At 64.7% G+C, this 26041-nt stretch carries 17 protein-coding genes; 3 read left to right on the top strand and 14 right to left on the bottom strand.

Annotated features, from left to right (window positions below):
• Positions 1-79 precede the first annotated feature (79 nt).
• Complete coding sequence (locus NFH66_RS02150) at positions 80-592, bottom strand: CinA family protein (RefSeq protein ID WP_349607992.1); 513 nt, start codon at positions 590-592, stop codon at positions 80-82.
• A gap of 190 nt (positions 593-782) precedes the next feature.
• On the opposite strand from NFH66_RS02150, the gene mutS reads away from it, so the two are divergent.
• Entirely contained in the window at positions 783-3362 is a 2580-nt protein-coding gene (gene mutS, locus NFH66_RS02145) for a DNA mismatch repair protein MutS (protein WP_349607990.1), read from the top strand.
• Positions 3363-3524: 162 nt separating this feature from the next.
• Positions 3525-3848: a ferredoxin FdxA gene (gene fdxA / locus NFH66_RS02140; protein WP_023007499.1), complete on the top strand. Its 324-nt coding sequence runs from the start codon at positions 3525-3527 to the stop codon at positions 3846-3848.
• A gap of 472 nt (positions 3849-4320) precedes the next feature.
• Here fdxA and eno read toward each other — a convergent pair whose 3' ends face one another.
• From eno to pilM, 12 genes are all read right to left on the bottom strand, one after another.
• Complete coding sequence (gene eno, locus NFH66_RS02135; RefSeq protein WP_300270939.1) at positions 4321-5613, bottom strand: phosphopyruvate hydratase; 1293 nt, start codon at positions 5611-5613, stop codon at positions 4321-4323.
• 91 nt (positions 5614-5704) lie between these two features.
• Positions 5705-6556 (bottom strand): 3-deoxy-8-phosphooctulonate synthase, encoded by an 852-nt coding sequence (gene kdsA, locus NFH66_RS02130; protein WP_300270941.1) that lies wholly within the window; start codon positions 6554-6556, stop codon positions 5705-5707.
• Positions 6557-6561: 5 nt separating this feature from the next.
• Positions 6562-8217, bottom strand: coding sequence for a CTP synthase (gene pyrG, locus NFH66_RS02125; RefSeq protein ID WP_349607987.1), 1656 nt, complete (start codon positions 8215-8217; stop codon positions 6562-6564).
• 284 nt (positions 8218-8501) lie between these two features.
• Positions 8502-9920, bottom strand: a complete 1419-nt coding sequence (locus NFH66_RS02120) for a glutamate synthase small subunit GltD family protein (RefSeq protein WP_023004832.1) — start codon at positions 9918-9920, stop codon at positions 8502-8504.
• 95 nt (positions 9921-10015) lie between these two features.
• On the bottom strand, positions 10016-14467 hold the full coding sequence (gene gltB, locus NFH66_RS02115) for a glutamate synthase large subunit (protein ID WP_349607984.1): 4452 nt from the start codon (positions 14465-14467) through the stop codon (positions 10016-10018).
• 638 nt (positions 14468-15105) lie between these two features.
• Positions 15106-16212, bottom strand: a complete 1107-nt coding sequence (aroB, locus tag NFH66_RS02110) for a 3-dehydroquinate synthase (protein WP_349607982.1) — start codon at positions 16210-16212, stop codon at positions 15106-15108.
• A 3-nt stretch (positions 16213-16215) separates the two neighbouring features.
• Complete coding sequence (gene aroK, locus NFH66_RS02105; RefSeq protein WP_349607980.1) at positions 16216-16758, bottom strand: shikimate kinase AroK; 543 nt, start codon at positions 16756-16758, stop codon at positions 16216-16218.
• A complete protein-coding gene (locus tag NFH66_RS02100) occupies positions 16758-18926 on the bottom strand; it encodes a type IV pilus secretin PilQ (protein WP_349607978.1) in 2169 nt (722 codons plus the stop codon). Before NFH66_RS02100 ends, aroK begins: the two co-directional genes overlap by 1 nt.
• 50 nt (positions 18927-18976) lie before the next feature.
• Positions 18977-19501, bottom strand: coding sequence for a pilus assembly protein PilP (locus tag NFH66_RS02095; RefSeq protein ID WP_349607976.1), 525 nt, complete (start codon positions 19499-19501; stop codon positions 18977-18979).
• A 2-nt stretch (positions 19502-19503) separates the two neighbouring features.
• Entirely contained in the window at positions 19504-20121 is a 618-nt protein-coding gene (locus NFH66_RS02090) for a type IV pilus inner membrane component PilO (RefSeq protein WP_349607974.1), read from the bottom strand.
• A 41-nt stretch (positions 20122-20162) separates the two neighbouring features.
• Positions 20163-20738 carry a PilN domain-containing protein gene (locus NFH66_RS02085; protein ID WP_349607972.1) on the bottom strand — a complete coding sequence of 192 codons (576 nt, stop codon included), beginning with the start codon at positions 20736-20738 and terminating at the stop codon, positions 20163-20165.
• A complete protein-coding gene (gene pilM, locus NFH66_RS02080) occupies positions 20735-21796 on the bottom strand; it encodes a type IV pilus assembly protein PilM (protein WP_349607970.1) in 1062 nt (353 codons plus the stop codon). The genes NFH66_RS02085 and pilM overlap by 4 nt, the downstream gene beginning before the upstream one ends.
• A 260-nt stretch (positions 21797-22056) precedes the next feature.
• On the opposite strand from pilM, the gene NFH66_RS02075 reads away from it, so the two are divergent.
• Complete coding sequence (locus NFH66_RS02075; RefSeq protein ID WP_349607968.1) at positions 22057-24573, top strand: penicillin-binding protein 1A; 2517 nt, start codon at positions 22057-22059, stop codon at positions 24571-24573.
• Positions 24574-24663: 90 nt separating this feature from the next.
• Here the strand turns inward: NFH66_RS02075 and NFH66_RS02070 are convergent, their stop codons facing one another.
• Positions 24664-25932 carry a malic enzyme-like NAD(P)-binding protein gene (locus NFH66_RS02070; protein WP_349607966.1) on the bottom strand — a complete coding sequence of 423 codons (1269 nt, stop codon included), beginning with the start codon at positions 25930-25932 and terminating at the stop codon, positions 24664-24666.
• Between the last annotated feature and the right edge of the window lie 109 nt (positions 25933-26041).

The raw sequence follows: 26041 nt of genomic DNA, 5'->3' as shown, positions 1-26041 counted from the left end.
ATACTGTATGACTGACCAGTAGTATGGGGAAAAATAGCGCGCTCGGCCAGCAGAAATTGTCCCCTCGCGTGCGGCGTTCTCAGCGCGCCTCGAGACGGCGCACCATGCCGACCAGCGCCGTGCGGACCGCCTGCTCGCGCACCGCCCGGCGATCGCCAGGGTAGCGATGGCACTCGCCCTCGGCGCGCTCGGCATCCCCCCAGGCCAGCCACACGCTACCCACCGGCTTGTCGGCACTGCCACCACCGGGGCCGGCCACGCCGCTGATCGCCACGCCGAGGTCGGCACCGCTGTCGCGGCAGGCGCCGGTGACCATCGCCTCCACCACCTCGCGGCTTACCGCGCCATGCTCGCCGAGCAGCGCCTCCCCTACGCCCAGCAGGCGTGTCTTGGCCGCGTTGGAGTAGGTGACGTAGCCGGTCTCGAAGTAGTCGGAGCTGCCGGCCACCGACGTGATGGCGCTGGCCACCCCACCGCCGGTGCAGGACTCGGCGCAGGTGATGGTCACTCCCTTGTCTCGGCACAGCCGACCCAGGCGCTCGGCCAGGGTGGCCAGGTCGAGGTTGGCGAGGCTAGCGGCAGAGTGGGACATGGCGAAGGCTCCTGCACGGTGGATCGAAGGCGTGCCTGACGAGGCAAGGGCATCTGCGTAGAATACTGCCTTTGCCGAGGGGATGCAGGCGCAGCTGTTTCTTCGCGTGCGCATCTGACGACCGCTCAACGAGACCATCTACAAGATCATCTACAAAGCCATCTACAAAACCAGGAGCCCAGCAATCGCCATGTCCCAGGCCAGCACCCAGCATACGCCGATGATGGCCCAGTACCTGAAGATCAAGCGCGAGCATCCCGACGTGCTGCTCTTCTACCGCATGGGCGACTTCTACGAGCTGTTCTTCGACGACGCCAGGCGTGCCGCCGCCCTGCTCGACATCACCCTGACCCAGCGCGGCCAGTCTGCCGGCAAGCCGATCCCCATGGCCGGCGTGCCCTACCACAGCGCCGAAGGCTATCTGGCCCGCCTGGTGGCCGCCGGCGAATCGGTGGCGATCTGCGAGCAGGTCGGCGACCCCGCCGCCAGCAAGGGGCCGGTGGAGCGCCGCGTGGTGCGCATCGTCACACCCGGCACCCTCTACGACGAGGCGCTGCTCGACGCCCGCCGCGACAACCTGCTGGTGGCCGTGCATGCCGCCGGCGAGCGCATCGGCCTGGCCTGGCTGGAGCTCTCCAGCGGGCGCTTCAGCGTGCTGGAGGTGGAGGGCGAGGGCGAGATGCTCGCCGAGCTCCAGCGCCTCGACCCGGCCGAGCTGCTGGTGGCGGAGAGCCTCGACCTGCCGCCGGCCCTGGAGGGGCGCCGCGGGCTGCGCCGCCAGGGCGACTGGCTGTTCGACCCGGAGAGCGCGGCCCGCCTGCTGTGCGACCAGTTCGGCGTCCAGGACCTGCGCGGCTTCGGCTGTGCCCATCTCGAGGCCGCCATCACCGCCGCCGGCGTGCTGGTGGAGTACGCCCGGGACACCCAGCGCTCGCGCCTGCCCCATGTCACCGCCATCGGCGTGGAGAGCCGCGACGACGCCGTGGTCATCGATGCCGCCAGCCGTCGCAACCTGGAGATCGACGTGAACCTGGGCGGCAGCGGCGACAACACCCTGGCCAGCGTGCTCGACACCACCGCCACCGCCATGGGCTCACGGCTGCTCAAGCGCTGGCTCAACCGCCCGCTGCGTGACCGCGAGCGTGTCCAGGCCCGCCAGGCCGCCGTGACACTGCTGCTGGAGACGGACGGCTTCGAGGTGCTGCGCGAGTCGCTCAAGGCGATCGGCGACGTGGAACGCATCCTGGCCCGGGTGGCCCTCTACAGCGCCAGGCCCCGAGACCTCGCCCGCCTGCGCGACGCCTTCAACGCCCTGCCCGACCTCGAGGCCCGGCTCGCCGACTACCCCAATGGTTCCGCCCTGGACGAGCTGAAACGACATATCCACCCCTACCCCGAGCTCGCCACCACCCTGAATCGCGCCCTGGTGGAGAACCCGCCGGTGGTGATCCGCGACGGCGGGGTGCTCGCCGAGGGCTTCGATGCCGAGCTCGACGAGCACCGTGGCCTGGCCGAGCACGCCGGTGGCTACCTGGTGAAGCTGGAGACCCGCGAGCGCGAGCGTACCGGCCTGCCCGGCCTCAAGGTGGGCTACAACCGTGTCCATGGCTACTACATCGAGATCCCCCGCGCCCAGGCCAAGGAGGTCCCGGCGGACTATATTCGCCGCCAGACCCTGAAGAACGCCGAACGCTTCATCATTCCCGAGCTCAAGGAATTCGAGGATAAGGCACTGTCGGCGAAGTCGCGCGCCCTGGCCCGGGAGAAGCTGCTCTACGAGGGGCTGCTCGACACCCTCAACGCCGAGCTCGACGCCCTCCAGGCCAGCGCCCGGGCCCTGGCGGCACTGGACGTGCTGTGCGCCTTCGCCGAGCGCGCCCGGGGCCTGGAGCTCGTGCGCCCGCACCTGGCCGAGACCCCGGGCATCGCCATCCAGGGCGGCCGCCACCCGGTGGTGGAGCGGGTCTCCGACACCCCCTTCGTGCCCAACGACCTGATGATGGGCGACGACCGCCGCATGCTGGTGATCACCGGCCCCAACATGGGCGGCAAGTCCACCTACATGCGCCAGGCCGCGCTGATCGTGCTGCTCGCCCACACCGGCAGCTTCGTGCCCGCGGACGCGGCGGAGATCGGCCCCGTGGACCGCATCTTCACCCGTATCGGCTCTTCGGATGACCTGGCCGGCGGGCGCTCCACCTTCATGGTGGAGATGACCGAGACCGCCAGCATCCTGCACAACGCCACCGACGAAAGCCTGGTGCTGATGGACGAGATCGGCCGCGGCACCAGCACCTTCGATGGCCTGTCGCTGGCCTGGGCCAGCGCCGAGCACCTGACCCGCACCCGCGCCTTCACCCTGTTCGCCACCCACTACTTCGAGATGACGGCCCTGGCCGAGCAGGCGGGTGGCGTCGCCAACGTCCACCTCACCGCGGCGGAACACCGGGATGGCATCGTCTTCATGCACCGGGTAGAGGAAGGGCCGGCCAGCCAGAGCTACGGCCTGCAGGTGGCCCAGTTGGCCGGCGTGCCCCAGGGCGTGATCGCCCGGGCCCGGGAGAAGCTCGCCCAGCTCGAGCAGCAGGAGGTCGACCAGGGCAGCCGCTCGACCAGCGCCGCTGGCGGCGCCGCAACGACGCCGCTGCAGAACGACCTCTTCGCCAGCACGCCGCATCCGCTGGTGGAAGAGCTCTCCGGCCTCGGCCTCGACGACCTCACCCCTCGCCAGGCGCTGGCGCTGCTCTACCGCTGGCAGGAGACACTGTAAGAGGCAGCTCCCTCGCTTGCGGCGGCCTGGCGGCGGCGACTAGAATGGACAAATATCCTGGCTCCTTAGAATAAGAAAGCTGGTTTTTATTACCTTTTACCATTCATATCGGTCGGGAGCCGCCACGGCAGCGAACCGGGCCATGAGGGAGGAAAGAGCGGCATGACATTCGTCGTCACTGAAAACTGCATCAAGTGCAAGTACACCGACTGTGTCGAGGTGTGTCCGGTGGACTGCTTCTACGAGGGACCCAACTTCCTGGTGATCCACCCCGACGAGTGCATCGACTGCGCCCTGTGCGAGCCGGAGTGCCCCGCCGAAGCGATCTTCTCGGAGGATGAGCTGCCCGATGGCCAGGAGCCGTTCATCGAGATCAACGCCGAGCTGGCCGAGGTGTGGCCCAATATCAGCGAGAAGAAGGATCCGCTGCCCGACGCCGAGGAGTGGGACGGCAAGCCCGGCAAGCTCGAGCAACTGGAGCGCTGAGCCTACTTCACCGCGCTCACCAACGACAGCGCCGACCGTCTCTCGACGGTCGGCGCTGTCGCTTCTGCCCTACCACCGGGCAGAAGGAAGGAGAACACCTGCAGGAAAACAGGCGGCCCAAGGGCCGCCCGCTCCGTGCGATTCCATGGGCGGCTCCTTCCACCCGTACTCCCGTGATGACCTCCCTGCCCGGAAGCAGCTTCCTGCCGCACCTGGCGCATCACTCGGCATCCCGTTGCATCCTGCCGGAGGCGCCGTGCCATGCCCCCTTGTCCTGTTTCATATTCTGACAGAGCCGGGCCCCCGCACAAGCGGTCCCGCACGGCACCTCCTCTCGCCCTCGCCATGAAAACAAGCTAATAACCATTACATTTCAACAGGATAAAAAAGAGGCCGGCACCCATGATGCCGGCCTCTGCGCGGAAGTGACGACAAAATCGCCGCTTTTTTGTCAGCGATTTCCTACATGAGGTTACTGTCCCTTGATCGCCGCGAGGCCGGGATAGCCCACGCCATCGCCAAGCTCCTGCTCGATCACCAGCAGGCGGTTGTACTTGGCCACGCGGTCGCTGCGGCACAGCGAGCCGGTCTTGATCTGGCCGGCGCTGGTCCCCACGGCGAGGTCGGCGATGGTGGTGTCCTCGGTCTCGCCGGAGCGGTGGGAGATCACCGCGGTGAAGCCGGCATCCTGGGCCATGCGGATGGCGTCCAGGGTCTCGGAGAGCGAGCCGATCTGGTTGAACTTGATCAGGATGGAGTTGCCGATCTTCTCGTCGATGCCGCGCTTGAGGATGCGGGTGTTGGTGACGAAGAGGTCGTCGCCCACCAGCTGCACCTTGTCACCCAGCCGGTCGGTCAGCGCCTTCCAGCCCTCCCAGTCGGATTCGTCCATGCCATCCTCGATGGAGACGATGGGGTACTGGTCACACAGCTCGGCCAGGTAGTCGACGAAGCCGGCGGCGTCGAAGGCCTTGCCCTCGCCGGCCAGGTCGTAGCGGCCGTCCTTGAAGAACTCGGAGGAGGCGCAGTCCAGTGCCAGGGTCACGTCGCGGCCCAGCGCGTAGCCGGCGTCCTCGACGGCCTGCTGGATCACCGCCAGGGCCTCGGCGTTTGAGGCCAGGTTGGGGGCGAAGCCGCCCTCGTCGCCCACCGAGGTGGAGAGGCCGCGGCCGGCGAGCACCTTCTTCAGGGCATGGAAGATCTCGGCGCCCATGCGCAGGCCCTCGCGGAAGCTCGCCGCGCCCACCGGCTGGACCATGAACTCCTGGATGTCGACGTTGTTGTCGGCATGCTCGCCACCGTTGAGGATATTCATCATCGGCACCGGCATCAGATACTGGCCCGGCTGGCCGTAGAGCTCGGCGATATGCGCGTAGAGGGGCACGCCCTTGGCGTTGGCGGCGGCCTTGGCGGCGGCCAGCGACACCGCCAGGATGGCATTGGCGCCGAGCTTGGCCTTGTTGTCGGTGCCGTCGAGGGCCAGCATGGCGTCGTCGAGGCCGCGCTGGTCGCGGGCGTCCATGCCGACGAGGGCCTCGCGGATGGCGCCGTTGACGGCTTCCACCGCCTTCAGCACGCCCTTGCCCAGGTAGCGGGCCTTGTCGCCGTCGCGCAGCTCCAGCGCCTCGCGGGAGCCGGTGGAGGCACCGCTGGGGGCACAGGCCACGCCCACGGCACCGCTCTCCAGGCGTACCTCGGCCTGGACGGTGGGGTTGCCGCGGGAGTCGAGCACCTCGAGGGCGCGAATATCGACAATCTTGGTCATCTTTGTCGTCCTTTCATGATGTCAGCGTTGATGGCGTCGATGGGAAACCGCCGTGCTCTCTCGGCTTGCCGGTGCTGCCTGGGTAGCCGGGTTATTCGATATCCAGGGCGGGGAACCCCTTGACCAGCTCGTCGATGGCCTTGAGCTGCGCCAGGAAGGGCTCGAGGCGGTCCAGCGGCAGCGCGCAGGGGCCATCGCACTTGGCGCTGTCGGGGTCGGGATGCGCCTCCAGGAAGAGCCCCGCCAGGCCCACGGCGACCCCGGCGCGGGCCAGCTCGGCGACCTGAGCGCGACGGCCGTCGGCGCTGTCGGCGCGCCCGCCGGGGCGCTGCAGCGAGTGGGTGACGTCGAAGAACACCGGCAGGCCGGTGGCCTTCATCTCGCCGAAGCCGAGCATGTCCACCACCAGGTTGTTGTAGCCGAAGCTCGAGCCGCGTTCGCAGAGGATTACCCGGTCGTTGCCGGCCTCCTCGCACTTGCGCACGATATGGCGCATCTCGTGGGGTGCCAGGAACTGCGGCTTCTTGACGTTGATCACCGCCCCGGTCTTCGCCATGGCCACGACGAGGTCGGTCTGGCGGGCCAGGAAGGCCGGCAACTGGATGACGTCGGCCACCTCGGCGGCCGGTTCGGCCTGCCAGGGCTCATGGACGTCGGTGAGGATCGGCACGCCGAAGCGCGCCTTCACCTCGGCCAGGATCTCGAGCCCCTTCTCGAGGCCGGGGCCGCGGAAGGAGTGGATGGAGCTGCGGTTGGCCTTGTCGAAGCTGGCCTTGAAGACGTAGGGCATGCCGAGCCTGCCGGTGACTTCGACGTAGGTCTCGGCGACCTCCAGGGCCAGCCCGCGGGACTCCAGCACGTTCATGCCGCCGAACAGCATCAGCGGCAACGAATTGCCGGCCTTCAGGCCGGCAATCTCGAGGGTACGTTCGGGGGCGCTCATCGGCATCACTCCTGGTGGGAGGACTGGGCGCGGGTCCGTGCCGCCTTGTGCTCCAGCGCGGCGTTGACGAAGCCGGTGAACAGCGGATGGCCGTCACGCGGCGTGGAGGTGAACTCCGGGTGGAACTGGCAGGCGACGTACCAGGGATGGTCGGGCAGCTCCACGACCTCCACCAGGGAGTTGTCGACGCTCTTGCCGGAGACCACAAGGCCGGCCTGCTCGAGCTGCTCGACGAACTGCTCGTTGACCTCGAAGCGGTGGCGGTGGCGCTCGACGATCTCGTCGGCCCCGTAGGCCTCGCGGGCCTTGCTGCCGGCCTTGAGCTGGCACACCTGGCCCCCCAGGCGCATGGTGCCGCCGAGGTCGGAGGCCGCGTCGCGCAGCTCGACCTTGCCCTCGGGGGAGAGCCACTCGGTGATCAGGCCTACCACCGGGTGCAGGGTATCGTGGGTGAACTCGGTGGAGTTGGCGTCCTCCCAGCCGGCCACGTGGCGGGCGAACTCGATCACCGCCACCTGCATGCCGAGGCAGATGCCGAGATAGGGGATGCCGTTCTCGCGGGCGAAGCGGGCCGTGGCGATCTTGCCCTCGGCGCCTCGCTCGCCGAAGCCGCCGGGCACCAGGATGGCGTCCTTGCCGGCCAGGCGCTCGGTGCCGTGACGCTCGATGTCCTCGGAGTCGATGTAGTCGACGTTGACCTTCACCCGGGTCTGGATGCCGGCGTGGATCAGCGCCTCGTTGAGAGACTTGTAGGCGTCGAGCAGCTCCATGTACTTGCCGACCATGGCGATGTTGATCGACTTGAGCGGGTTGAGCTTGGCGTCGAGCACCTTGACCCACTCGGAGAGGTCGGCCTCGTCGGCGGTGAGGCGTAGCTTGTCGCAGACGATCTCGTCCAGGCCGTGCTCATGGAGCATCAACGGGATGCGGTAGATGGTGTCGGCATCCTGGAGCGGGATGACCGCGCGCTCCTCGACATTGGTGAACAGCGCGATCTTGCGCCGCTCGGTCTCCTCCAGCTCCACCTCGCTGCGGCAGATCAGGATGTCCGGCTGGATACCGATGGAGCGCAGCTCCTTGACGCTGTGCTGGGTCGGCTTGGTCTTGGTCTCGCCGGCGGTCTTGATGTAGGGCACCAGGGTGAGGTGCATGAAGATCGCCCGGCTGGCGCCCAGCTCGCTTCTGATCTGGCGGATCGACTCCAGGAAGGGCAGCGACTCGATGTCGCCCACGGTGCCACCGATCTCCACCAGGGCCACGTCGAAGCCCTCGCCGCCCTCGTAGACGCGGCGCTTGATCTCGTCGGTGATATGGGGGATCACCTGCACGGTGCCGCCCAGGTAGTCGCCGCGGCGCTCCTTGCGCAGCACGTGCTCGTAGACCCGGCCGGTGGTGAAGTTGTTGCCCTGGGTCATCTTGGTGCGGATGAAACGCTCGTAGTGCCCAAGGTCCAGGTCGGTCTCGGCGCCATCCTCGGTGACGAACACCTCGCCGTGCTGGAAGGGGCTCATGGTGCCCGGGTCCACGTTGATGTACGGGTCGAGCTTGAGCATGGTGACCTTGAGGCCGCGCGCCTCGAGAATCGCCGCCAGCGAGGCCGACGCGATGCCCTTGCCGAGAGAGGACACAACGCCGCCGGTCACGAAGATATATCGTGTCATGAGGAACCTGTCGAAACGTGATCGGTAGGCCCGGCAGGAAGCCGCGCCAGGATGGGTCGACAGGATAGCAGAGGGCGACCTTGGTCTCAATTTCGGGCTATAGCACCGTGTGCCCGACATGTCATCAGAGCCCACTCGGGGCTGATCTGGCGGCAAGCCTACGAGGAGGCGCTGTGAATACCTCCCTGTACGCTACCGATGCCATCCCTGGCATAGGACCTCCTCTTCGGCTTGCCCCCAGCGCCCCTCGCTCCTTGCCACTTCACACCGGCTTAAAGCCAGCCTTACACCCCCAGGTAGTCCAGGATGCCCTCGGCGGCCTGGCGCCCCTCGTAGATGGCGGTGACCACTAGGTCCGAGCCGCGCACCATGTCGCCACCGGCGAAGATTTTCTCGTGGCTGGTCTGGAAGGCGAACTCGCTCTGCTCGGCGGCCTTGACCCGGTCACGCTCGTCGACCTCGACCCCCGCCGTCGCGAACCACTCGGGCGGGTCGGGCTGGAAGCCGAAGGCGATGACCACGGCGTCGGCGGGGATCACCTCCTCGGAGCCCGGCACCACCTCGGGGCGGCGACGGCCGTTCTCGTCGGGCTCGCCCATGCGGGTGCGCACCACCTTGACCCCCTCGACCTTGCCCTCGCCCACCACGGCGACGGGCTGGCGGTTGAAGAGGAACTCCACGCCCTCCTCGCGGGCGTTGGCCACCTCCTTGCGTGAGCCGGGCATGTTCTCCTCGTCGCGGCGGTAGGCGCAGGTGACGCTGGTGGCGCCCTGGCGGATCGAGGTGCGGTTGCAGTCCATGGCGGTGTCGCCGCCGCCCAGCACCACCACCCGCTGGCCCTTGAAGGAGATGTACTCCCCCGGGTCCTTCTCGAAGCCCAGGCAGTGGTTAACGTTGGCGATCAGGAAGTCCAGGGCCTTGTAGACGCCGGGCAGGTTCTCGCCGGGGAAGCCGCCCTCCATGTACTTGTAGGTACCCATACCCAGGAACACCGCGTCGTACTCCTCGAGCAGGCTGTCGAAGGTGATGTCGCGGCCGATCTCGACGCCGAGGCGGAACTCCACCCCCATCTCCTCGAACACCGCGCGGCGGCGCTCCATGACATTCTTCTCGAGCTTGAATTCAGGGATGCCGAAGGTGAGCAGGCCGCCGATCTCGGGGTTGCGGTCGAACACCACCGGCTTGACGCCATTGCGCACCAGGATGTCGGCACAGCCCAGTCCCGCCGGGCCGGCGCCGACCACCGCCACCCGCTTGTCGGTCCAGCTCACCTGGGACATGTCCGGGCGCCAGCCCATGGCGAAGGCGGTGTCGGTGATGTACTTCTCCACCGAGCCGATGGTGACGGCGCCGAAGCCGTCGTTGAGGGTACAGGCGCCCTCGCAGAGGCGGTCCTGGGGGCACACCCGGCCACACACCTCGGGCAGCGAGTTGGTCCGGTGGCACAGCTCCACCGCCTCGAGGATGTTGCCCTCGCTGACCAGCTGCAGCCAGTTGGGAATGTAGTTGTGCACCGGGCACTTCCACTCGCAGTAGGGGTTGCCGCAGTGCAGGCAACGATGCGACTGGCTGGCCGCCTCCTGGGGCTTGAAGGGCTCGTAGATCTCGGCGAACTCCCGCGAGCGGGTGCGGGCGTCGCGTTTCTCGGGGTCCTGGCGACCCACGTCGATGAACTGGAAGTCGTTGCTCAGACGGTTTGCCATCTTGTCTCTCCTGGAAGTCCTGTCGGCTGCCCCGCCGGTGCCCGGCGGGGCGCATCACCTGTTGTCAGTGGCGCGGTTTCGGCTGTCGCCGCCGCTTATTCCGGCTGACGCCGGGATTGGGCCAACAGGCTGTTCAGGCTCGCCGCCTTGGGCTTCACCAGCCAGAAGTGGCGGGTGAAGTCGCTGAAGTCCTCGAGGATGGCGCGGCCGCGGGCCGAGCCGGTCTCGGCGACGAACTCCTCGATCACCTCGCGCAGGTGGCGACGATAGGCTTCCATGGCCTCGGTATTGACCCGGTGGATCTCCACCAGCTCGTGGTTGTACTTGTCGACGAAGGTGCGGTCCTCGTCGAGCACATAGGCGAAGCCGCCGGTCATGCCCGCGCCGAAGTTGACCCCGGTCTCGCCGAGCACGGCCACCAGGCCGCCGGTCATATACTCGCAGCAGTGGTCGCCGGCGCCCTCGATCACCGCGTGGGCGCCGGAGTTGCGCACCCCGAAGCGCTCTCCGGCGGTGCCCGCGGCGAACAGCCTGCCGCCGGTGGCGCCATAGAGGCAGGTATTGCCGACGATGGCCGTGCGATGGCTCTCGAAACGGCTGCCCTTGGGCGGGGTGATCACCACCTTGCCGCCGTTCATGCCCTTGCCGACGTAGTCGTTGGCATCGCCCTCCAGGTAGAGGTGCAGGCCGCGGGCATTCCACACCCCGAAGCTCTGGCCGGCCACGCCGGTGAAGCGGGCGGTGACCGGGGCGTCCTCGAGGCCCGCCTCCCCATAGCGCTTGGCGATGGCGCCGGAGGTCAGCGCGCCCACGGAGCGGTCGCAGTTGGTGATGGTAAAGGCGAACTCGCCGCCGCTCCTCTGCTCGATGGCGTCCTTGAGCGCCTCCAGCACCTCCTGATTCTTGGCGCCCGGATCGTGGGGCACGTTGCGGCTCACCCGGCAGAACTGCGGGGCGTCCGCCGGCACGTGGTCGTTGCCGAGCAGCGGGGTGAGGTCGAGCTTGCGCTGGGAGGCGGTCACCCCCTCGATCGCCTCGAGCAGGTCGGTGCGGCCGATCAGGTCGGTGAGCTGGCGCACGCCGAGCATCGCCATCAGCTCGCGCACCTCCTCGGCGATAAAGCGGAAGTAGTGCTTGACCATGTCCACGGTGCCGCGGAAGTGCTCGCCACGCAGGTAGTCGTGCTGGGTGGCCACGCCGGTGGCGCAGTTGTTGAGGTGGCAGATGCGCAGGTACTTGCAGCCCAGCGCCACCATCGGCGCGGTACCGAAGCCGAAGCTCTCGGCGCCGAGGATCGCCGCCTTGACCACGTCGAGGCCGGTCTTCAGGCCGCCGTCGGTCTGCAGGCGAATCTTGTCGCGCAGGCCGTTGATGCGCAGCGCCTGGTGCACCTCGGGCAGGCCCAGCTCCCAGGGGGAGCCGGCATGCTTGATGGAGGTGATGGGGCTCGCCGCGGTGCCGCCGTCGTAGCCGGAGACGGTGATCAGGTCGGCGTAGGCCTTGGCCACGCCGGTGGCGATGGTGCCGATGCCGGGCTCGGAGACCAGCTTCACCGAGACCTGGGCGTCGGGGTTGACCTGCTTGAGGTCGAAGATCAGCTGCGCCAGGTCCTCGATGGAGTAGATATCATGATGCGGCGGCGGCGAGATCAGGGTCACGCCTGGCACTGCGTAGCGCAGTCGGGCGATCAGTGCGTTGACCTTGCCGCCGGGCAGCTGGCCGCCCTCGCCGGGCTTGGCCCCCTGGGCCACCTTGATCTGCAGCACCTCGGCATTGACCAGATAGGCCGGGGTGACGCCGAAGCGCCCCGAGGCGATCTGCTTGATCCTGGAGGAACGGATGGTGCCGTAGCGCGCGGCATCCTCGCCGCCCTCGCCGGAATTGGAGCGCCCCCCCGATTCGTTCATGGCCTGGGCCAGTGCCTCGTGGGCCTCCGGCGACAGCGCCCCCAGCGACATGCCGGCACTGTCGAAGCGCGGCAGCAGGTCTGCGACCGACTCCACCTCCTCGAGGGGCAAGGACTCTGCGGCCGGCCTCAGGCGCAGCAGATCGCGCAGGGTGGCGGGAGCGCGCTCGTTGACCAGCGCCGCGAAGCGCTTCCACTTGGCGTAGCTGCCCTCCTGCACCGCCTCCTGCAGCGACTTGACCACGTCGGGGTTGAAGGCGTGGTACTCGTGGCCATGCACGTACTTGAACAGGCCACCCTGGCTGATGCCCTTGCGCGGGATCCAGGCGTCGCGGGCGAGCAGCTCCTGCTGCAGCTGCAGCTCGGCGAAGCCGCTGCCCTGGATGCGCGAGGCCATGCCCGGGAAGCACAGCGCCATCACCTCGTCGTCGAGGCCCACCGCCTCGAAGAGCATGGAGCCGCGGTAGGAGGCCAGCGTCGAGATGCCCATCTTGGAGAGGATCTTGAACAGCCCCTTCTGCAGCCCCTTGCGGTAGTTCTCGCGGGCGTCGGCGGGGTTGCCGACCAGCTCGCCGGTGCGGTGCATGTCGGCCATCACCTGGTAGGCGAGCCACGGGAAGACCGCGGTGGCGCCGACGCCGAACAGCACCGCCATCTGGTGGGCATCGCGGGCGTAGCCGGTCTCCACCACGATGTTGCAGCGCGGGCGCAGCGCCAGCCGGCCCAGGTGGTGGTGCACGGCGCCCACCGCCAGGGCGGCATGGATCGGCAGCTCGCCCTTCTCGAGGTCGGCGTCGGAGAGCACCAGGATCACCTTGCCATCCTGCACCGCCTGCTCGGCCTCGCGGCAGAGCTCGCGCAGGGCCGCCTGCAGGCCGTGGCGTTCGGGGTCGTAGGCCATGCGCAGCCGCTGGCTGGCGTAGGCCGGGTCCTCCTGCTCCACCAGGGCGGTGAACTTGCGCGGCGAGAGGATCGGCGTGGTCAGGATGATGCGGTGGGCATGCTCCGGGGTCGCCTTGAAGACGTTGCGCTCGGCGCCGATGCAGGTCTCCAGCGACATCACGATCGCCTCGCGCAGCGGATCGATCGCCGGGTTGGTGACCTGGGCGAACTTCTGGCGGAAGTAGTCGCTGAGCAGCCGAGGCTTGGCGGAGAGCACCGCCATGGGGGTGTCGTCGCCCATGGAGCCCACCGCCTCCTGACCGCTCTCGCCCAGCGGACGCAGCAGCAGGTCGCGCTCCTCGAAGCTGACCTGGAACATCTTCTGGGCCACCGCCAGGGCATCGGCGTCCATGTTGTGGAAGCTGGCAAGCTCGGTGAGCGCCGACTCCAGGTACTGCGCCTCCTGCTTCAGCCAGCGCTTGTAGGGATAGGCGGCCTTGAGGCGGGCATCGATATCGTCGGTGTGCAGCACCTCGCCGGTCTCGGTGTCCACGGCGAGCACCTGACCCGGCCCCACGCGGCCCTTGGCCACCACGTCCTCGGGCCGGTAGGCGTAGGTGCCGATCTCGGAGGCCAGGGTGATGAAGCCGTTCTTGGTGATCACCCAGCGCGCCGGGCGCAGGCCGTTGCGGTCGAGCATGCACAGCGCCTGGCGGCCGTCGGTCATCACCACCCCGGCGGGGCCGTCCCAGGGCTCCACATGCATGGAGTTGTACTCGTAGAAGGCACGCAGCTCGGCGTCCATCAGCTCGACGTTCTGCCACGCCGGCGGCACCATCATGCGCACCGCGCGATGCAGCTCCATGCCGCCCATCAGCAGCACCTCGAGCATGTTGTCCATGCTGGAGGAGTCGGAACCGGTGGTGTTGACGATGTCGTCGAGCTCGGCGATGTCGGGCAGCCGCTCACAGACGAAGTTCTCCTTGCGCGAGTTGGCCCAGCCGCGGTTGGCCTCGATGGTGTTGATCTCGCCGTTATGGGCCAGCAGGCGGAACGGCTGGGCCAGCGGCCAGCGCGGCGCGGTGTTGGTGGAGAAGCGCTGGTGGAAGACGCAGATGGCGGTCTCCAGGCGCGCGTCGCCGAGGTCGTGGTAGAAGGCCGGCAGGTCTACCGGCATCACCAGGCCCTTGTAGGAGAGCACCTTCTCGGAGAGCGAGCAGACGTAGAACTCCTGCTCGTCGCGCAGCGCCTGCTCGGCGTGGCGGCGGGCCATGAAGAGGTCGACCTCGAAGGTCTCGGCACTGCCGTTCTTGCCCGGCTCCACGAAGAGGTGGCGGATGCGCGGCAGGCACTCGAGGGCCATGGGGCCGCACACCGAGGCATCCACCGGCACCTCGCGCCAGCCACGGATCACCAGGCCCCGGGCGCGCAGCTCGCCCTCGAGCACCTCCGCGGCGTGGGCGGCTCGAGCATCGTCGTCGGGCAGGAACACCGCCCCCACCGCGTAGCGCTCGCCCAGTTCGACCTTGAGGGCTTCCTGTGCAACCTGGCGCATAAAGGCATCCGGCAGCTGCAGCAGCAGGCCGCAGCCGTCACCGGTCTTGCCGTCGGCGGCGATGCCGCCGCGATGGGTCATGCAGGTCAGGGATTCGATGGCGGTGCGCAGCAGCTCGTGGCTGGCGCGGCCCTCCATGTGAGCGATCAGGCCGAACCCGCAGTTGTCGCGGAACTCGCCGGGCTGGTGTAGACCTCTGTTCATTGGCGCGCCTCGGAAAAGTGGTTTTCTTGACAGGAACTTCGTGATATATTTTTAGGTTTTTTATTTCACGTAGCCGGCGCAAATTCCGCGCCCACCTGCTTGGCAAAAGGCCTTCCAGCATAGCCAGCGCCTGCGCTGCAGCGCAATGGGATGGCACCCACCGGAATGCAGAAATCATCGATAAATCCGACAGTTGCCAACGACCCATCAAACAAAAAACTCCGCCGCTCAATGACTTGCATCACACATAAACGCAAAACAAACGATTGAGGAAGCGCCCTAGACTTTAGTCGCATTTTTACCAAAGACCCCATGCTGATAGCGCATGAGGCATGCCAATCGAGCGATTCATGGTCGCTGCCGGCACTGTTATCAGGAGCATAGACGACGAACGCCCGCGCCGAGATGGCGCGGGCGTGAAGATCGAATGAAGCAATGGAGAGAGTGGAGCGACACAGGTCGCCGCACCGCTCGAGGCTTTTCCGGGGACAGGCCTGCGAGGGGGCGCTGTGAACCCCTCCCTGGGCGCTACCTCAGCCGTCCCTGGTCCTCGGACCCCCTCTTCGGCCTATCCCCGGCGCCTCTTGCTATGTGCAAGATCCAACGGGGACAGCTAATGGAAAGCGATGCCCCTGGACTCAGCCGCGGGGGAACTGCTCGAGCAGGGCCTGGAGGGTCTTCGGGGGCGTGGCGTCATCCACGCAGGCATCGCCCAGGGCGTGCAGCAGCACCAGGCGCAGGCGGCTGTCGACGTTCTTCTTGTCGAGGCGCATGCGCGACAGGAAATCGTCGACACCCATCTCGGCCGGGGCCTCCAGCGGCAGGCCCGCGGCCCGCAGGATGGCCCGTACCCGCTCGACGTCATCCGTGGTGAGCCAGCCCAGGCGCGCCGAGAGCTCGGCGGCCATCAGCATGCCGGTGCCCACCGCCTCGCCATGCAGCCAGTTGCCATAGCCCTGATGCGCCTCGATGGCGTGGCCGAAGGTGTGGCCCAGGTTGAGCAGCGCACGCACGCCCTGCTCGGTCTCGTCCTCGGCGACGATCTCTGCCTTGAGCGCACAGCTGCGCTGGATGGCACGCGCCAGGGCCTCGGGTGCCAGGTCGCGCAGCGCCGGCAGTGCCTGCTCCAGCCAGGCGAGGAATTCCGCATCGCGAATCAGGCCATACTTGATCACCTCGGCCAGACCCGCCGAGAGCTCGCGGGGCGGCAGTGTGGCCAGGGTATCGGTATCGATCAGCACCGCCCGGGGCTGCCAGAAGGCGCCGATCATGTTCTTGCCCAGCGGGTGGTTGACCCCGGTCTTGCCGCCCACCGAGGAGTCCACCTGGGCCAGCAGGGTGGTGGGCACCTGGATGAAGGCCACGCCGCGCTGGTAGCAGGCCGCAGCAAAGCCCACCATGTCGCCGATCACCCCGCCGCCCAGGGCCACCAGGGTGCAGCGGCGGTTGAAGCCGGCCTCGAGCAGGGCATCCCAGATGCGTGAGACATGCGCGAGGTTCTTGGTGGCCTCGCCGTCGGGCAGCACCAGCTCGCGCAGCTCCACGTCGTCCGGCAGGGCCTTGCGACAGCGTTCGAGGTAGAGCGGTGCCACCGCCTCGTTGGTGACGATCATCACCTGGCGACCGGCCAGCCAGGGCGCCAGGACACCAGGCTCGCCGAGCAGGCCGGGACCGATATGGATGGGGTAGCTGCGGCTGCCCAGCGCCACCTCGAGGGTGTGCGGGACGGATGGGGTCTGGGTCATGGTTCAGGCCTTGGCTTGCAGGGGGTCGACCAGCCGCGTCACGCGGCGGACGACATCGTTGACCACCGAGCGCGGGCCGCGGCGATCGGTGCGCACGGTGAGATCGGCGGTGGCGCGGTAGAGCGGGTCGCGCACGCCGAACATCTCGCGCAGCACCGCCTCCTTGTCGGGGCGCTGCAGCAGCGGCCGGTTGCGGTCCTTGGCGGTGCGCTTGAGCTGCTGCTCCACGGTGGTGAAGAGGTAGATGACGGTGCCCCGTTCGCGCAGCAGGCGGCGGTTCTCCTCGCGCAGCACCGCGCCGCCGCCGGTGGCGATCACCACGCCCTCGCGGCGGGTCAGTTCGTCGATCATCTGGGTCTCGCGGTCGCGGAAGCCCGCCTCCCCCTCCACATCGAAGATCCAGGGGATATCGGCGCCGCAGCGCGTCTGTATCTCGTGGTCGGTGTCGAGGAAGTCACGAGCAAGCTCGGCCGCCAGGAGGCGGCCGATGGTACTCTTACCGGCCCCCATGGGGCCGATCAGTATCAGGTTGGGTAGTTCCAGCATCAGCGAAGTGCCACGCCTTCATCCAGGATTCTAGGGGTAATGAATACAAGCAATTCTACCTTCTCGTTGCTCTGTTCGGTATAGCGGAATAGACGCCCCAGCACCGGCAGGTCACCGAGGAATGGGGTCTTGGCTAGGCTATTGAGCTCTTCGGTCTGCAGGATGCCACCCAAAACTACAGTCTCTCCATTGTCGACCAGCACCTGAGTCTGTATTTCGCTCTTATTAATGGGCGGCTCACCCCCCGGGATATCAGACTCACCAAACGAATCATTGGTGATCAATAAATCCATCATTATCCTGTTATCCGGGGTAATCTGTGGCGTGACTTCTAGTGACAAAACAGCCTCCTTAAACTCCAATGCTGAAGCACCGCTGGCAGCCGTCTCACGGTAAGCTCGCTCTTGACCTTGCTTGATAACAGCAGACTGTTGATTAGCAGTAATAACTCGAGGCTGCGAAATAGTGTAGCTCTTACCCTCACTCTCGAGAGCCCTGAGCTCCAAATCTAAGAGAATATCACCTGACAAATATCCAAATGAAAAACTTGAAAGAGCTCTTGCCGGATTCCCCAAGTCTACTGTCAATCCACCACGCTGAAAAACATTGTCCTCGTATTCGATAACACCGTCTTCATCTGGAAGTGGCACGCCACTCGAATATCTACGCCCACCCTGCACGCCTTCTTGCGAAAAAAAGCGCCCTGTTGATGCTCCATCTGCACGGAATCCATCACCAGATCGATTACTGGAAAGACCCCAGTTAACTCCAAGTTCACGTGTTGCACTATCACTTGCGATGACGATTCGTGCTTCTATCTGTACCTGACGTACGGCAATATCGAGACGCTCAAGTGTATCTATGATCGTTGCGATCTGCTCCGCCGTATCCTGGAGCAACAACGTGTTGGTTCTTGGATCGACTGCGACCCTCCCCCGTTCTGTCAGCAGGCCAAACCCTCCTTCTCCACCACGGATAAGCGAGGCGATGTTTTCTGCCTTGGCATAGTTGAGCTGGATGTATTCTGACTCCAGCGGCGCCAGAGTCTCCAGCTGCTCGCGGGTCTGCAGCTCGAGCTGCTCACGTTGGGCGAGCTCGGCGGCGGGCGCCACCACGATCACGTTGCCCTCCTGGCGACTGGCCAGGCCGTGGCTCTTGAGCACCAGATCCAGCGCCTGGTCCCAGGGCACGTCCTGGAGGTTCAGGGTCACGCGGCCCTGCACGCTGTCGCTAGCCACCAGGTTGAGCCCGGTGAAGTCGGCGATGATCGCCAGCACCGAGCGCACCTCGATGTCCTGGAAGTTGAGGGTGATGCGCTCGCCGGTATAGGGGAACTGCTCGCGCACCCGCCGCTCCTGTTCCTGGCGCGTCACCGGCTGGGCCTCGATAGTCAGCTGGCGGCCGCTCTGGGTGGAGACCATGGCGTAGTCGCCGCTGCCCTGGATATCGAGGGTCACGCCGTTGCGCCCCACCCGCGGGGTGATGCGCTGCAGGGGGGTGCCGAAGTCGCTGACGTCGTAGACCTGATCCAGGGAGCGCGGCAGATCGACGTCCATCAGTTCGGCGGTGATGCGGTTACGGCCGCTCTCGCGCACCCGGGCGTCGACGCCGGCGCGGTCGAAGGTGACGATCAGCCGCCCGGCACCGTCGCTGCCACGGCGGAAGTCGATGTCCTCGACGCTAGGGCCGGTGCTCGCGGGTTGGCGCGGGGCCGGCTCAGTCGTGGACGCGCCGGTGGCCACGGTCGAGGGGGTGGCGGTGGTGGCCACCCCGGTGTCGGCGGCACCGCCGCCGATGGCCAGGCGCAGGCGATCGCCCTGCTGGCGGGTGTTGTAGGGCAGCGGACCCTCGAGGTCGAACACCAGCCGGGTGCGGGAGCCGGCCTCCAGGGCGGTGACCTGCTGCACGCCACCGATGCCCAGGGAGTAGCGACGCTCGGGCAGGCCATTGTCGGCCTCCATCAGGTCGATGGTGAGCCGCGCCGGGTCGTCGATGCGGTAGCCGCGCACCTCGGGCACCGCCCCGGCGAAGTCGAGGTCCACCTCGAGCTCGCCACTGGGGCCCTGACGGAAGTCGAGACCCTGAAGCGTGGAGGCCGCCAGGGCCACCCCAGAGACCGCCAGCAAAACGAGCACCGCGGCTGCACGCTTGATGATGAGTGATCGCATGGTTACTCTCTCTCCTGACGCAGCCTTGAAAACAACCAAGCCTGTGATGATCATGAACCCAGAGTTAGGTCTCGTTGACGCTCGACCCAGATACCTTGCTCTAAGATGCGCTCAACAAGCAATACCGAAGATGTCTCGATTGCCGTAATACGCCCATTATCCTGACCTAAGTAGTCACCCACCTCAACTCGATGGACTTCCCCTCCAGGCTCCTTGATTAAAGCGAAAGGCTTACCAGCAAGATTGAGAGTACCCACCAACTCAAGCTCACTTAGGTCAAATTTTTCCAAAACCCCTTTAGGCCTTTCATCGTCCGGAAGTTCCGCACCCGGTCCTGGAAGATTTTGATCAGGCTCTGACTTTTCAGATTGAAATGGACTGCGCAGCTCGCTAAGCTCATAAACGATACCAGTTTCTTCAGAAAAATCCGGGATTTCTAATTCAGGTGCCGGGCCGGGATCATTGCGAATTTCAGAAAGACGTCTATCAAGCTCAGCGATATCTGGGTCAGAACACCCCACTAAAAAAATAAATAAAAGAGCAAGCAGAGATCTAAAAAAAAGAATAAAAACCATCACTAATCCTCGCTTCCCTGCTGCTCTCGGTAACTGTAAGTTTTTGCTAAGAGACTCAGGACCAGAAAACCTTCGTCATCAGGCGCCATCACAAGCTCATGCATGGTCACTATCCGTGGCATACTTGCAACATCAGATAGAAAATTTGCAATCTGATGATATCCGCCTCTAACTTGAATATCGAAGGGACGCTCTATATAATGCTCGAGAGCTTGAGAAGAGCGCAACCTCAAATAATCGATTTCAAGCTTATTATCAATAGCAGCCTCACTAATACTATCGAGTAAAGAAGGCACCTCAGCACCAGTTGGAAGCATTTCACGTAACTCTTCAATGCGTACTTCCAAGACCCCCATTTGCTCATTCATGATTTCTAAATTCGCCACCTTGGCAGCTTTAACACGGTACTCGGTTATCAACTTTTCCTCTAAATTTCTCGCAACAATCAAGCTTTCCTTTTCAGGACTAACATAATAAAAATACACAGCCGAGAAGGGTAGAACGAAGGCAAGGAAACAGCAAAACAGCTGGAGAACCAAAGGCCAGGAGCCAGCTTCTTTTATATCCAACTCACGCCAATCAACTTCACGAAGGCGAATGAATTCTGTTTTGAGACTCACCGACCCACCCCTATTCGCTTGCACTACTAGTCAGAACGTAGTCAGAACGTATCAATGTTTTCTTTTTTAGCAAAACCATTAGGATAACGCTGAGAAACCTCGAGATTAAAAAGCCTCTCATCCCCATTTTCAGCGCCCTCGACTTCTGATAGCAATGGCTCACCAAAATACTCAGAAGAAGATAGACTTCTAAGCTGGTCCGAAACTTGGCGATTATTTTCAGCCCTACCCATCAGCTCAACATTATCTCCTCGGCGCGACATAGATGTATAATAAACACCATCAACAAGAGTTGATGTCAACTCACTCATAACAGAAACAGTCTGAAAACGACCTTCTTGAAGCGAGCTAAAAACCTCCAGCTGCGACAATATCTCGTCTCTAACTCCCTCAATCTCACCAACTTCACGAATAGCCGAGTCAAGCTGACTACTCATTTTGCCAACATACTCATTTCGATTAGCCTGAACTTCACTCTCATGCTCATAAAAAAGAGATAAACAATATGAACACCCAGCACCAACCAGAAGAGAAATCGCCAAAGAGAAATAAAACAGCTTTCTTCTCTTTTCACGCTTTTCCTCGCGCCAAGGAAGTAAGTTAATCTCGATAATCAAGAGACTGACCTCATTGCCAAGCCACATGATGTCAGCATAGCAGGGGCATCTGCCGAGAGAGTTTCGAGATCTATTCTTCCAACAACTTCCATATTAAGCATAGGATTTGCCATCAAAACCTTGGCACTACACTCTTCAGAAATTCTATTAGCCAGCCCTGGAACAAGACTTGAACCACCGGCAAGAAAGACATAGCGAATATCACTCTTCCTTGCCGCTGTGTAAAACAACTGCAAAGATCGACCTACTTGCTGAGCAATGGTATCTACAAATGGGTCCAGCAACATTTTTTTATAATCGTCTGGCAACCCACCTCTTTTTTTGGCAAGCCCAGCCTCCTCAACACTCAAACCATACCTGCTCTTAATTTCTTCAGTTAGCTGCTTCCCCCCGAAAAGTGTATCTCTGCTATATACAATTCGACCTGATCGGAAAACATGGAATGTATTCATTGTTGCACCCACATCCACTAGCGCAATGGTTTCATTGTCCTGAAGGTCAGTAGGCAACTGTTTTTGAATAACAGAAAAAGAGCGTTCTAAAGCGAAAGTTTCAACGTCAACGGCCGCTGGACTAAGACCAGCTTTGAAAAGAGCTTCTGTACGCTGGTTAACATCCTGCTGCCGGCAGGCCACCAGAAGCACGTCCTGCTGGTCGGCGTAGCGGGCGTTGAGCCCCAGGCGTTGGAAGTCGAAGGCGACCTCGCTGAACGGAAAGGGAATGTGCTTGTCTGAATCGACCTGAATCCGGTATTCAATCTCTTCGTCGCTGAGCGACGCCGGCAAAGTGAGGGTCTTGGTGATCGCCGCACTTGTAGGCACCGCCACCACTGCCTTGCGTGTATGAGGCTTGGCCTGCTGGACGGCGCGGGAAAGGGCATCTACCACCTCCCCCATATCATGGATACGTCGCTCGACGACCGCACCTTCGCGCAGCGGCCTGACGGCATAGCTCTCCACCTGATAAGTGGCGCCAGCTCGCCTGAGTTCCATAAGCTTGACCGTAGCCGAGGTAATGTCGACGCCGATCAACCCCTTGCTGGATGCCATCAATCGCATCTCTGTCCTGCCCCTGCTAAGTCTCGCGGCTTGCCCGTTTTGGCATAGTGCCCACCTTGAACATGGTGACAGGTCTCAATTGTTGTTCCCATCCTGCAGCTTGAGGTTACATGATCTAGCCATTGGCCACACGGTAAACCTTGGGCTGGTACCCTAACCGCTGGTGGCCACCGCCCCGGGTTCCTATAATGGCCTCGCAACCGGCGCTCTCGTCATCGCTTCACAACCGCTCCAGTTCCCTACATGGACACCGCCACTTCATGACGTTTATCAGAACCCTGCTCTTCTCCCTGGCCTGGCTCACCGTCTCGCTGATCGCCGCGGCCGGGCTCGGCGTGGTGGGCGCCGCCCTCTATTTCGCTCCCGGGCTGCCTGACGTGCGCCAGCTCCAGGACTTCGAGCTGCACTCACCGCTGCGCATCTATACCCGGGATGGCAAGCTGATCGGAGAATACGGCGAGGAGCGCCGCCTGCCGATCGATCATGCCGAGATCCCCGAGGAGTTCATCCAGGCGCTGCTGGCCGCCGAGGATGACCGCTTCTACGAGCATCGCGGCGTCGACCCCCTGGGCCTGATGCGGGCGGCGGGGGAGCTGGTCGCCAGCGGCGGCGAGATCCAGTCCGGCGGCTCCACCATCACCATGCAGGTGGCGCGCAACTACCTGCTGACCCTGGACCGCACCTTTACCCGCAAGATCCGCGAGATCCTGCTGGCCCTGCAGATGGAGCAGGTGCTGAGCAAGGAGGAGATCCTCGAGCTCTATGTCAACAAGATCTTCCTCGGCCACCGCGCCTACGGCATCGCCGCTGCCGCCGAGATCTACTACGACCGCCCCCTCTCCGAGCTGACCCTGGCCGAAAAGGCGATGATCGCCGGCCTGCCCAAGGCGCCCTCCAACTTCAACCCGCTGACCAACCCGGAGCGCGCACTGATCCGCCGCAACTGGATCCTGTTCCGCATGCGCGAGCTAGGGCATATCGACCAGGCCACCTATGACGAGGCCGTGCAGGCGCCGATCACCGCCGAGCGCCACGTGGCCCAGGCCGAGGTGGATGCCGACTATGTCGCCGAGATGGCCCGCCAGTATGCCGTGGACCGTTTCGGCGAGAGCGAGGCCTATACCGGCGGCTACAACATCACCACCACCCTGGACAGCGAGCTCCAGCCCATGGCGCGTCGTGCCCTGGCCCGCGGCCTGATCGACTACGACACCCGCCACGGCTGGCGTGGCCCAGAGGAGGAGGAGGTGCCCCAGAGCCTCGCCGAGGCGCAGGATCGCACCGAGCGCAGCGGCCTCGAGGAGGAGCTCGACGAATCCCCCGAGGTGCTGGAGACCGCCCGGCGCGCTGCCGAGCGCAGCGAGACTAGGGTCGATGGCATCGACGGCGACGTCAGCAACTGGGTTCAGGTACTCGAGCGCACCCCGCGCTACGGCCTACTCCATCCGGCCATTGTGGTGGCGAGCGAAGGTCGCCAGATGCGCGTACTGATGCGCGACGGCGAGGTGCACACCATCGAGTGGGATGGCCTCTCCTGGGCTCGCGAGTACCGCAACGCCCGGTACCGCGGCCCGGAGCCCGGTTCGGCGGCCGAGATCGCCGGCCGCGGCGACCTGGTGCGCGTCATGGCGCGTGAGGACGGCAACCTGCGCCTGGCCCAGCGTCCCGACGCCGAGGGCTCGCTGGTGGTGATGGACCCCGAGACCGGGGCCATCCTCGCCCTGCAGGGCGGCTTCGACTTCAACGCCAGCAAGTTCAACCGCGCCGTGCAGGCCCAGCGCCAGTCGGGCTCGATCTTCAAGCCCTTCATCTACCTGGCGGCGCTCGAGAGCGGCACGATGAACGCCGCCAGCGTGGTCAATGATGCCCCGGTGGTGATCAACGACGGCAGCAACGAGCTGTGGCGCCCGGTCAACTCCAGCGGCGACTTCCTGGGCCCCATGCGCCTGCGCAACGCCCTGGCCCGCTCGCGCAACCTGGTCACCATCCGCGTGCTGCGCGAGGTGGGCCTGAACGAGACCATCCAGTTCCTCGAAGGCTTCGGCTTCGAGGAGGCGCGCCTGCCCCACGGCCTCTCCCTGGCACTGGGCAGCGCCAGCCTGACGCCACTGGAGATGACCGGCGCCTATGCGGTGCTGGCCAACGGCGGCTTCAAGGTCTCCCCATGGTTCGTCGAGCGCGTCGCCAAGGGCGAGACGGTGGTGGAAGAGGCCATGCCCGCCGTCGCCTGTCGCGACTGTGCCCCGGGGCAGGAGCAGGTCACGCTCGATGGCAAACGCTACCCGGTCGCCGCCCGGGTGGTGGACCCCATCAACCTCTACATCCTGCGTGACATGCTGCGCGACGTGATCGAGAACGGCACCGGGCGCCGCGCCCTGGAGCTGGGCCGCGCGGATATCGTCGGCAAGACCGGCACCACCAACGGCCAGCGCGACACCTGGTTCGCCGGCTTCAACAGCAACCTGGTGGCCACGGTCTGGCTGGGCAAGGACGACAACACCACCACCGCCGAGTACGGCGCCAGCGCCGCGCTGCCGATCTGGATGGCCTTCATGGGCGAGGCCCTGGAGGGACAGCCCCCGGCGATGCCCGAACCGCCCACCGGCCTCGTCACCGCCCGGGTCGACCCCGACACCGGCAGGCGCCTGTCGAGCGGGGGCATCAGCGAGATCTTCCACCCTGACCACCTGCCCGGCACCCAGCCGCGCCGCGTGGAGCACGAAGTGGAACAGCGCAGCGGGTCCCAGGGAACGGGGGCCTATGAGGCGATCTTCTAGGCGGCGATCCGCCAGGAGGCAGCACCATAACGAGATCGGGGCCCAGTTGGGCCCCGATCTCGTTCTATCCGGCGTGCTTGGCGCTCGGCGTCAGCCGCCGTAGACGTCGTCGATGGTCTTGAGCGGATAGTGGGAGGGGTAGGGCTTGCGTGCCACCCCGGAGTCCACGGCGGCCTGGGCCACCGCGGAGGCCACGCGGTCCAGCAGGCGCACGTCGACCGGCGTGGGGATGATGTAGTCACGGCCGAAGCTCATGCTTTCCATCTCGTAGGCCTCGAGCACCTCGCTGGGCACCGGCTCCCGGGCCAGGTCCTTGAGGGCATGCACCGCGGCCACCTTCATCTCCTCGTTGATGCGCGTGGCACGCACGTCCAGGGCGCCACGGAAGATGAACGGGAAGCACAGCACGTTGTTGACCTGGTTGGGATAGTCCGAACGCCCGGTGGCCATGATCACATCGTCGCGGGTCTCATGGGCGAGCCGCGGATGAATTTCCGGATCGGGGTTGGAGCAGGCGAACACCACCGGGTTGGGCGCCATCTTCTTGAGCTGCTCGGGTGAGAGCAGGTTGGGACCGGACAGGCCCAGGAACACGTCGGCGCCCTCGATGGCGTCGCCCAGGGTACGCTTGTCGGTCTCCACGGCGAACATCGCCTTGTACTGGTTGAGATCCTCACGCCCGCTATGGATCACCCCCTTGCGGTCAAGCATGAAGATGTTCTCGGCACGTGCGCCACAGCTGACCAGCAGCTTCATGCAGGCGATGGCGGCAGAGCCGGCGCCGAGGCAGACGATCTTGGCCTCCTCGACCGACTTCCCGGCGATGGACAGGGCGTTGAGCGTGCCCGCCGTGGTCACGATGGCGGTGCCGTGCTGGTCGTCGTGGAACACCGGGATGCTGCACTGCTCGATGAGCGCCTGCTCGATCTCGAAGCACTCGGGGGCCTTGATGTCCTCGAGATTGATGCCGCCCCAGGTATCGGCAATGCGCGCCACGGTATCGATGAAGGCCTGGGGGCTCTCGGCGTTGACCTCGATATCGACGGAGTTGATGCCAGCGAAGCGCTTGAACAGGACACCCTTGCCTTCCATGACCGGCTTGCTGGCCAGCGGCCCCAGGTTACCCAGGCCGAGGATGGCAGTGCCATCGGAGATCACCGCTACCAGGTTACCCTTGCCGGTGTAGCGATAGGCGTTCTCGGGATCGCGGGCGATCTCGCGTACCGGCTCGGCCACGCCGGGGCTATAGGCCAAGGCCAGATCCCTGGCGGTGGCGGTGGGCTTGGTGAGCTCGATGGAGAGCTTCCCGGGAATGGGCTTGGCGTGATAGTCCAGCGCTGCCTGTCTTGCATCAGTCATGCTTGTGTCCGCTTGGGTAAAGTCGTAATCCAGAGTATAGAAAAAGTTTCCATATCTTTACAGCACCATGCATGGTGGCCGATTGGCGCTCATGGGCGCCATTGTCGAC

Origin of the sequence: Halomonas sp. H10-9-1 (assembly GCF_040147005.1) — a bacterium.
In the GTDB taxonomy this organism is placed as follows: domain Bacteria; phylum Pseudomonadota; class Gammaproteobacteria; order Pseudomonadales; family Halomonadaceae; genus Halomonas.
The sequence above is the reverse complement of the archived record's forward strand: the minus strand, read 5'-3'. Positions and strand labels throughout refer to the sequence as shown.

Coding starts and splice junctions, on each gene's coding strand:
- NFH66_RS02150 (WP_349607992.1), bottom strand. CDS start 592: ATGTCCCACTCTGCCGCTAGCCTCGCCAACCTCGACCTGGCCACCCTG.
- mutS (WP_349607990.1), top strand. CDS start 783: ATGTCCCAGGCCAGCACCCAGCATACGCCGATGATGGCCCAGTACCTG.
- fdxA (WP_023007499.1), top strand. CDS start 3,525: ATGACATTCGTCGTCACTGAAAACTGCATCAAGTGCAAGTACACCGAC.
- eno (WP_300270939.1), bottom strand. CDS start 5,613: ATGACCAAGATTGTCGATATTCGCGCCCTCGAGGTGCTCGACTCCCGC.
- kdsA (WP_300270941.1), bottom strand. CDS start 6,556: ATGAGCGCCCCCGAACGTACCCTCGAGATTGCCGGCCTGAAGGCCGGC.
- pyrG (WP_349607987.1), bottom strand. CDS start 8,217: ATGACACGATATATCTTCGTGACCGGCGGCGTTGTGTCCTCTCTCGGC.
- NFH66_RS02120 (WP_023004832.1), bottom strand. CDS start 9,920: ATGGCAAACCGTCTGAGCAACGACTTCCAGTTCATCGACGTGGGTCGC.
- gltB (WP_349607984.1), bottom strand. CDS start 14,467: ATGAACAGAGGTCTACACCAGCCCGGCGAGTTCCGCGACAACTGCGGG.
- aroB (WP_349607982.1), bottom strand. CDS start 16,212: ATGACCCAGACCCCATCCGTCCCGCACACCCTCGAGGTGGCGCTGGGC.
- aroK (WP_349607980.1), bottom strand. CDS start 16,758: ATGCTGGAACTACCCAACCTGATACTGATCGGCCCCATGGGGGCCGGT.
- NFH66_RS02100 (WP_349607978.1), bottom strand. CDS start 18,926: ATGCGATCACTCATCATCAAGCGTGCAGCCGCGGTGCTCGTTTTGCTG.
- NFH66_RS02095 (WP_349607976.1), bottom strand. CDS start 19,501: ATGGTTTTTATTCTTTTTTTTAGATCTCTGCTTGCTCTTTTATTTATT.
- pilM (WP_349607970.1), bottom strand. CDS start 21,796: ATGCGATTGATGGCATCCAGCAAGGGGTTGATCGGCGTCGACATTACC.
- NFH66_RS02075 (WP_349607968.1), top strand. CDS start 22,057: ATGACGTTTATCAGAACCCTGCTCTTCTCCCTGGCCTGGCTCACCGTC.
- NFH66_RS02070 (WP_349607966.1), bottom strand. CDS start 25,932: ATGACTGATGCAAGACAGGCAGCGCTGGACTATCACGCCAAGCCCATT.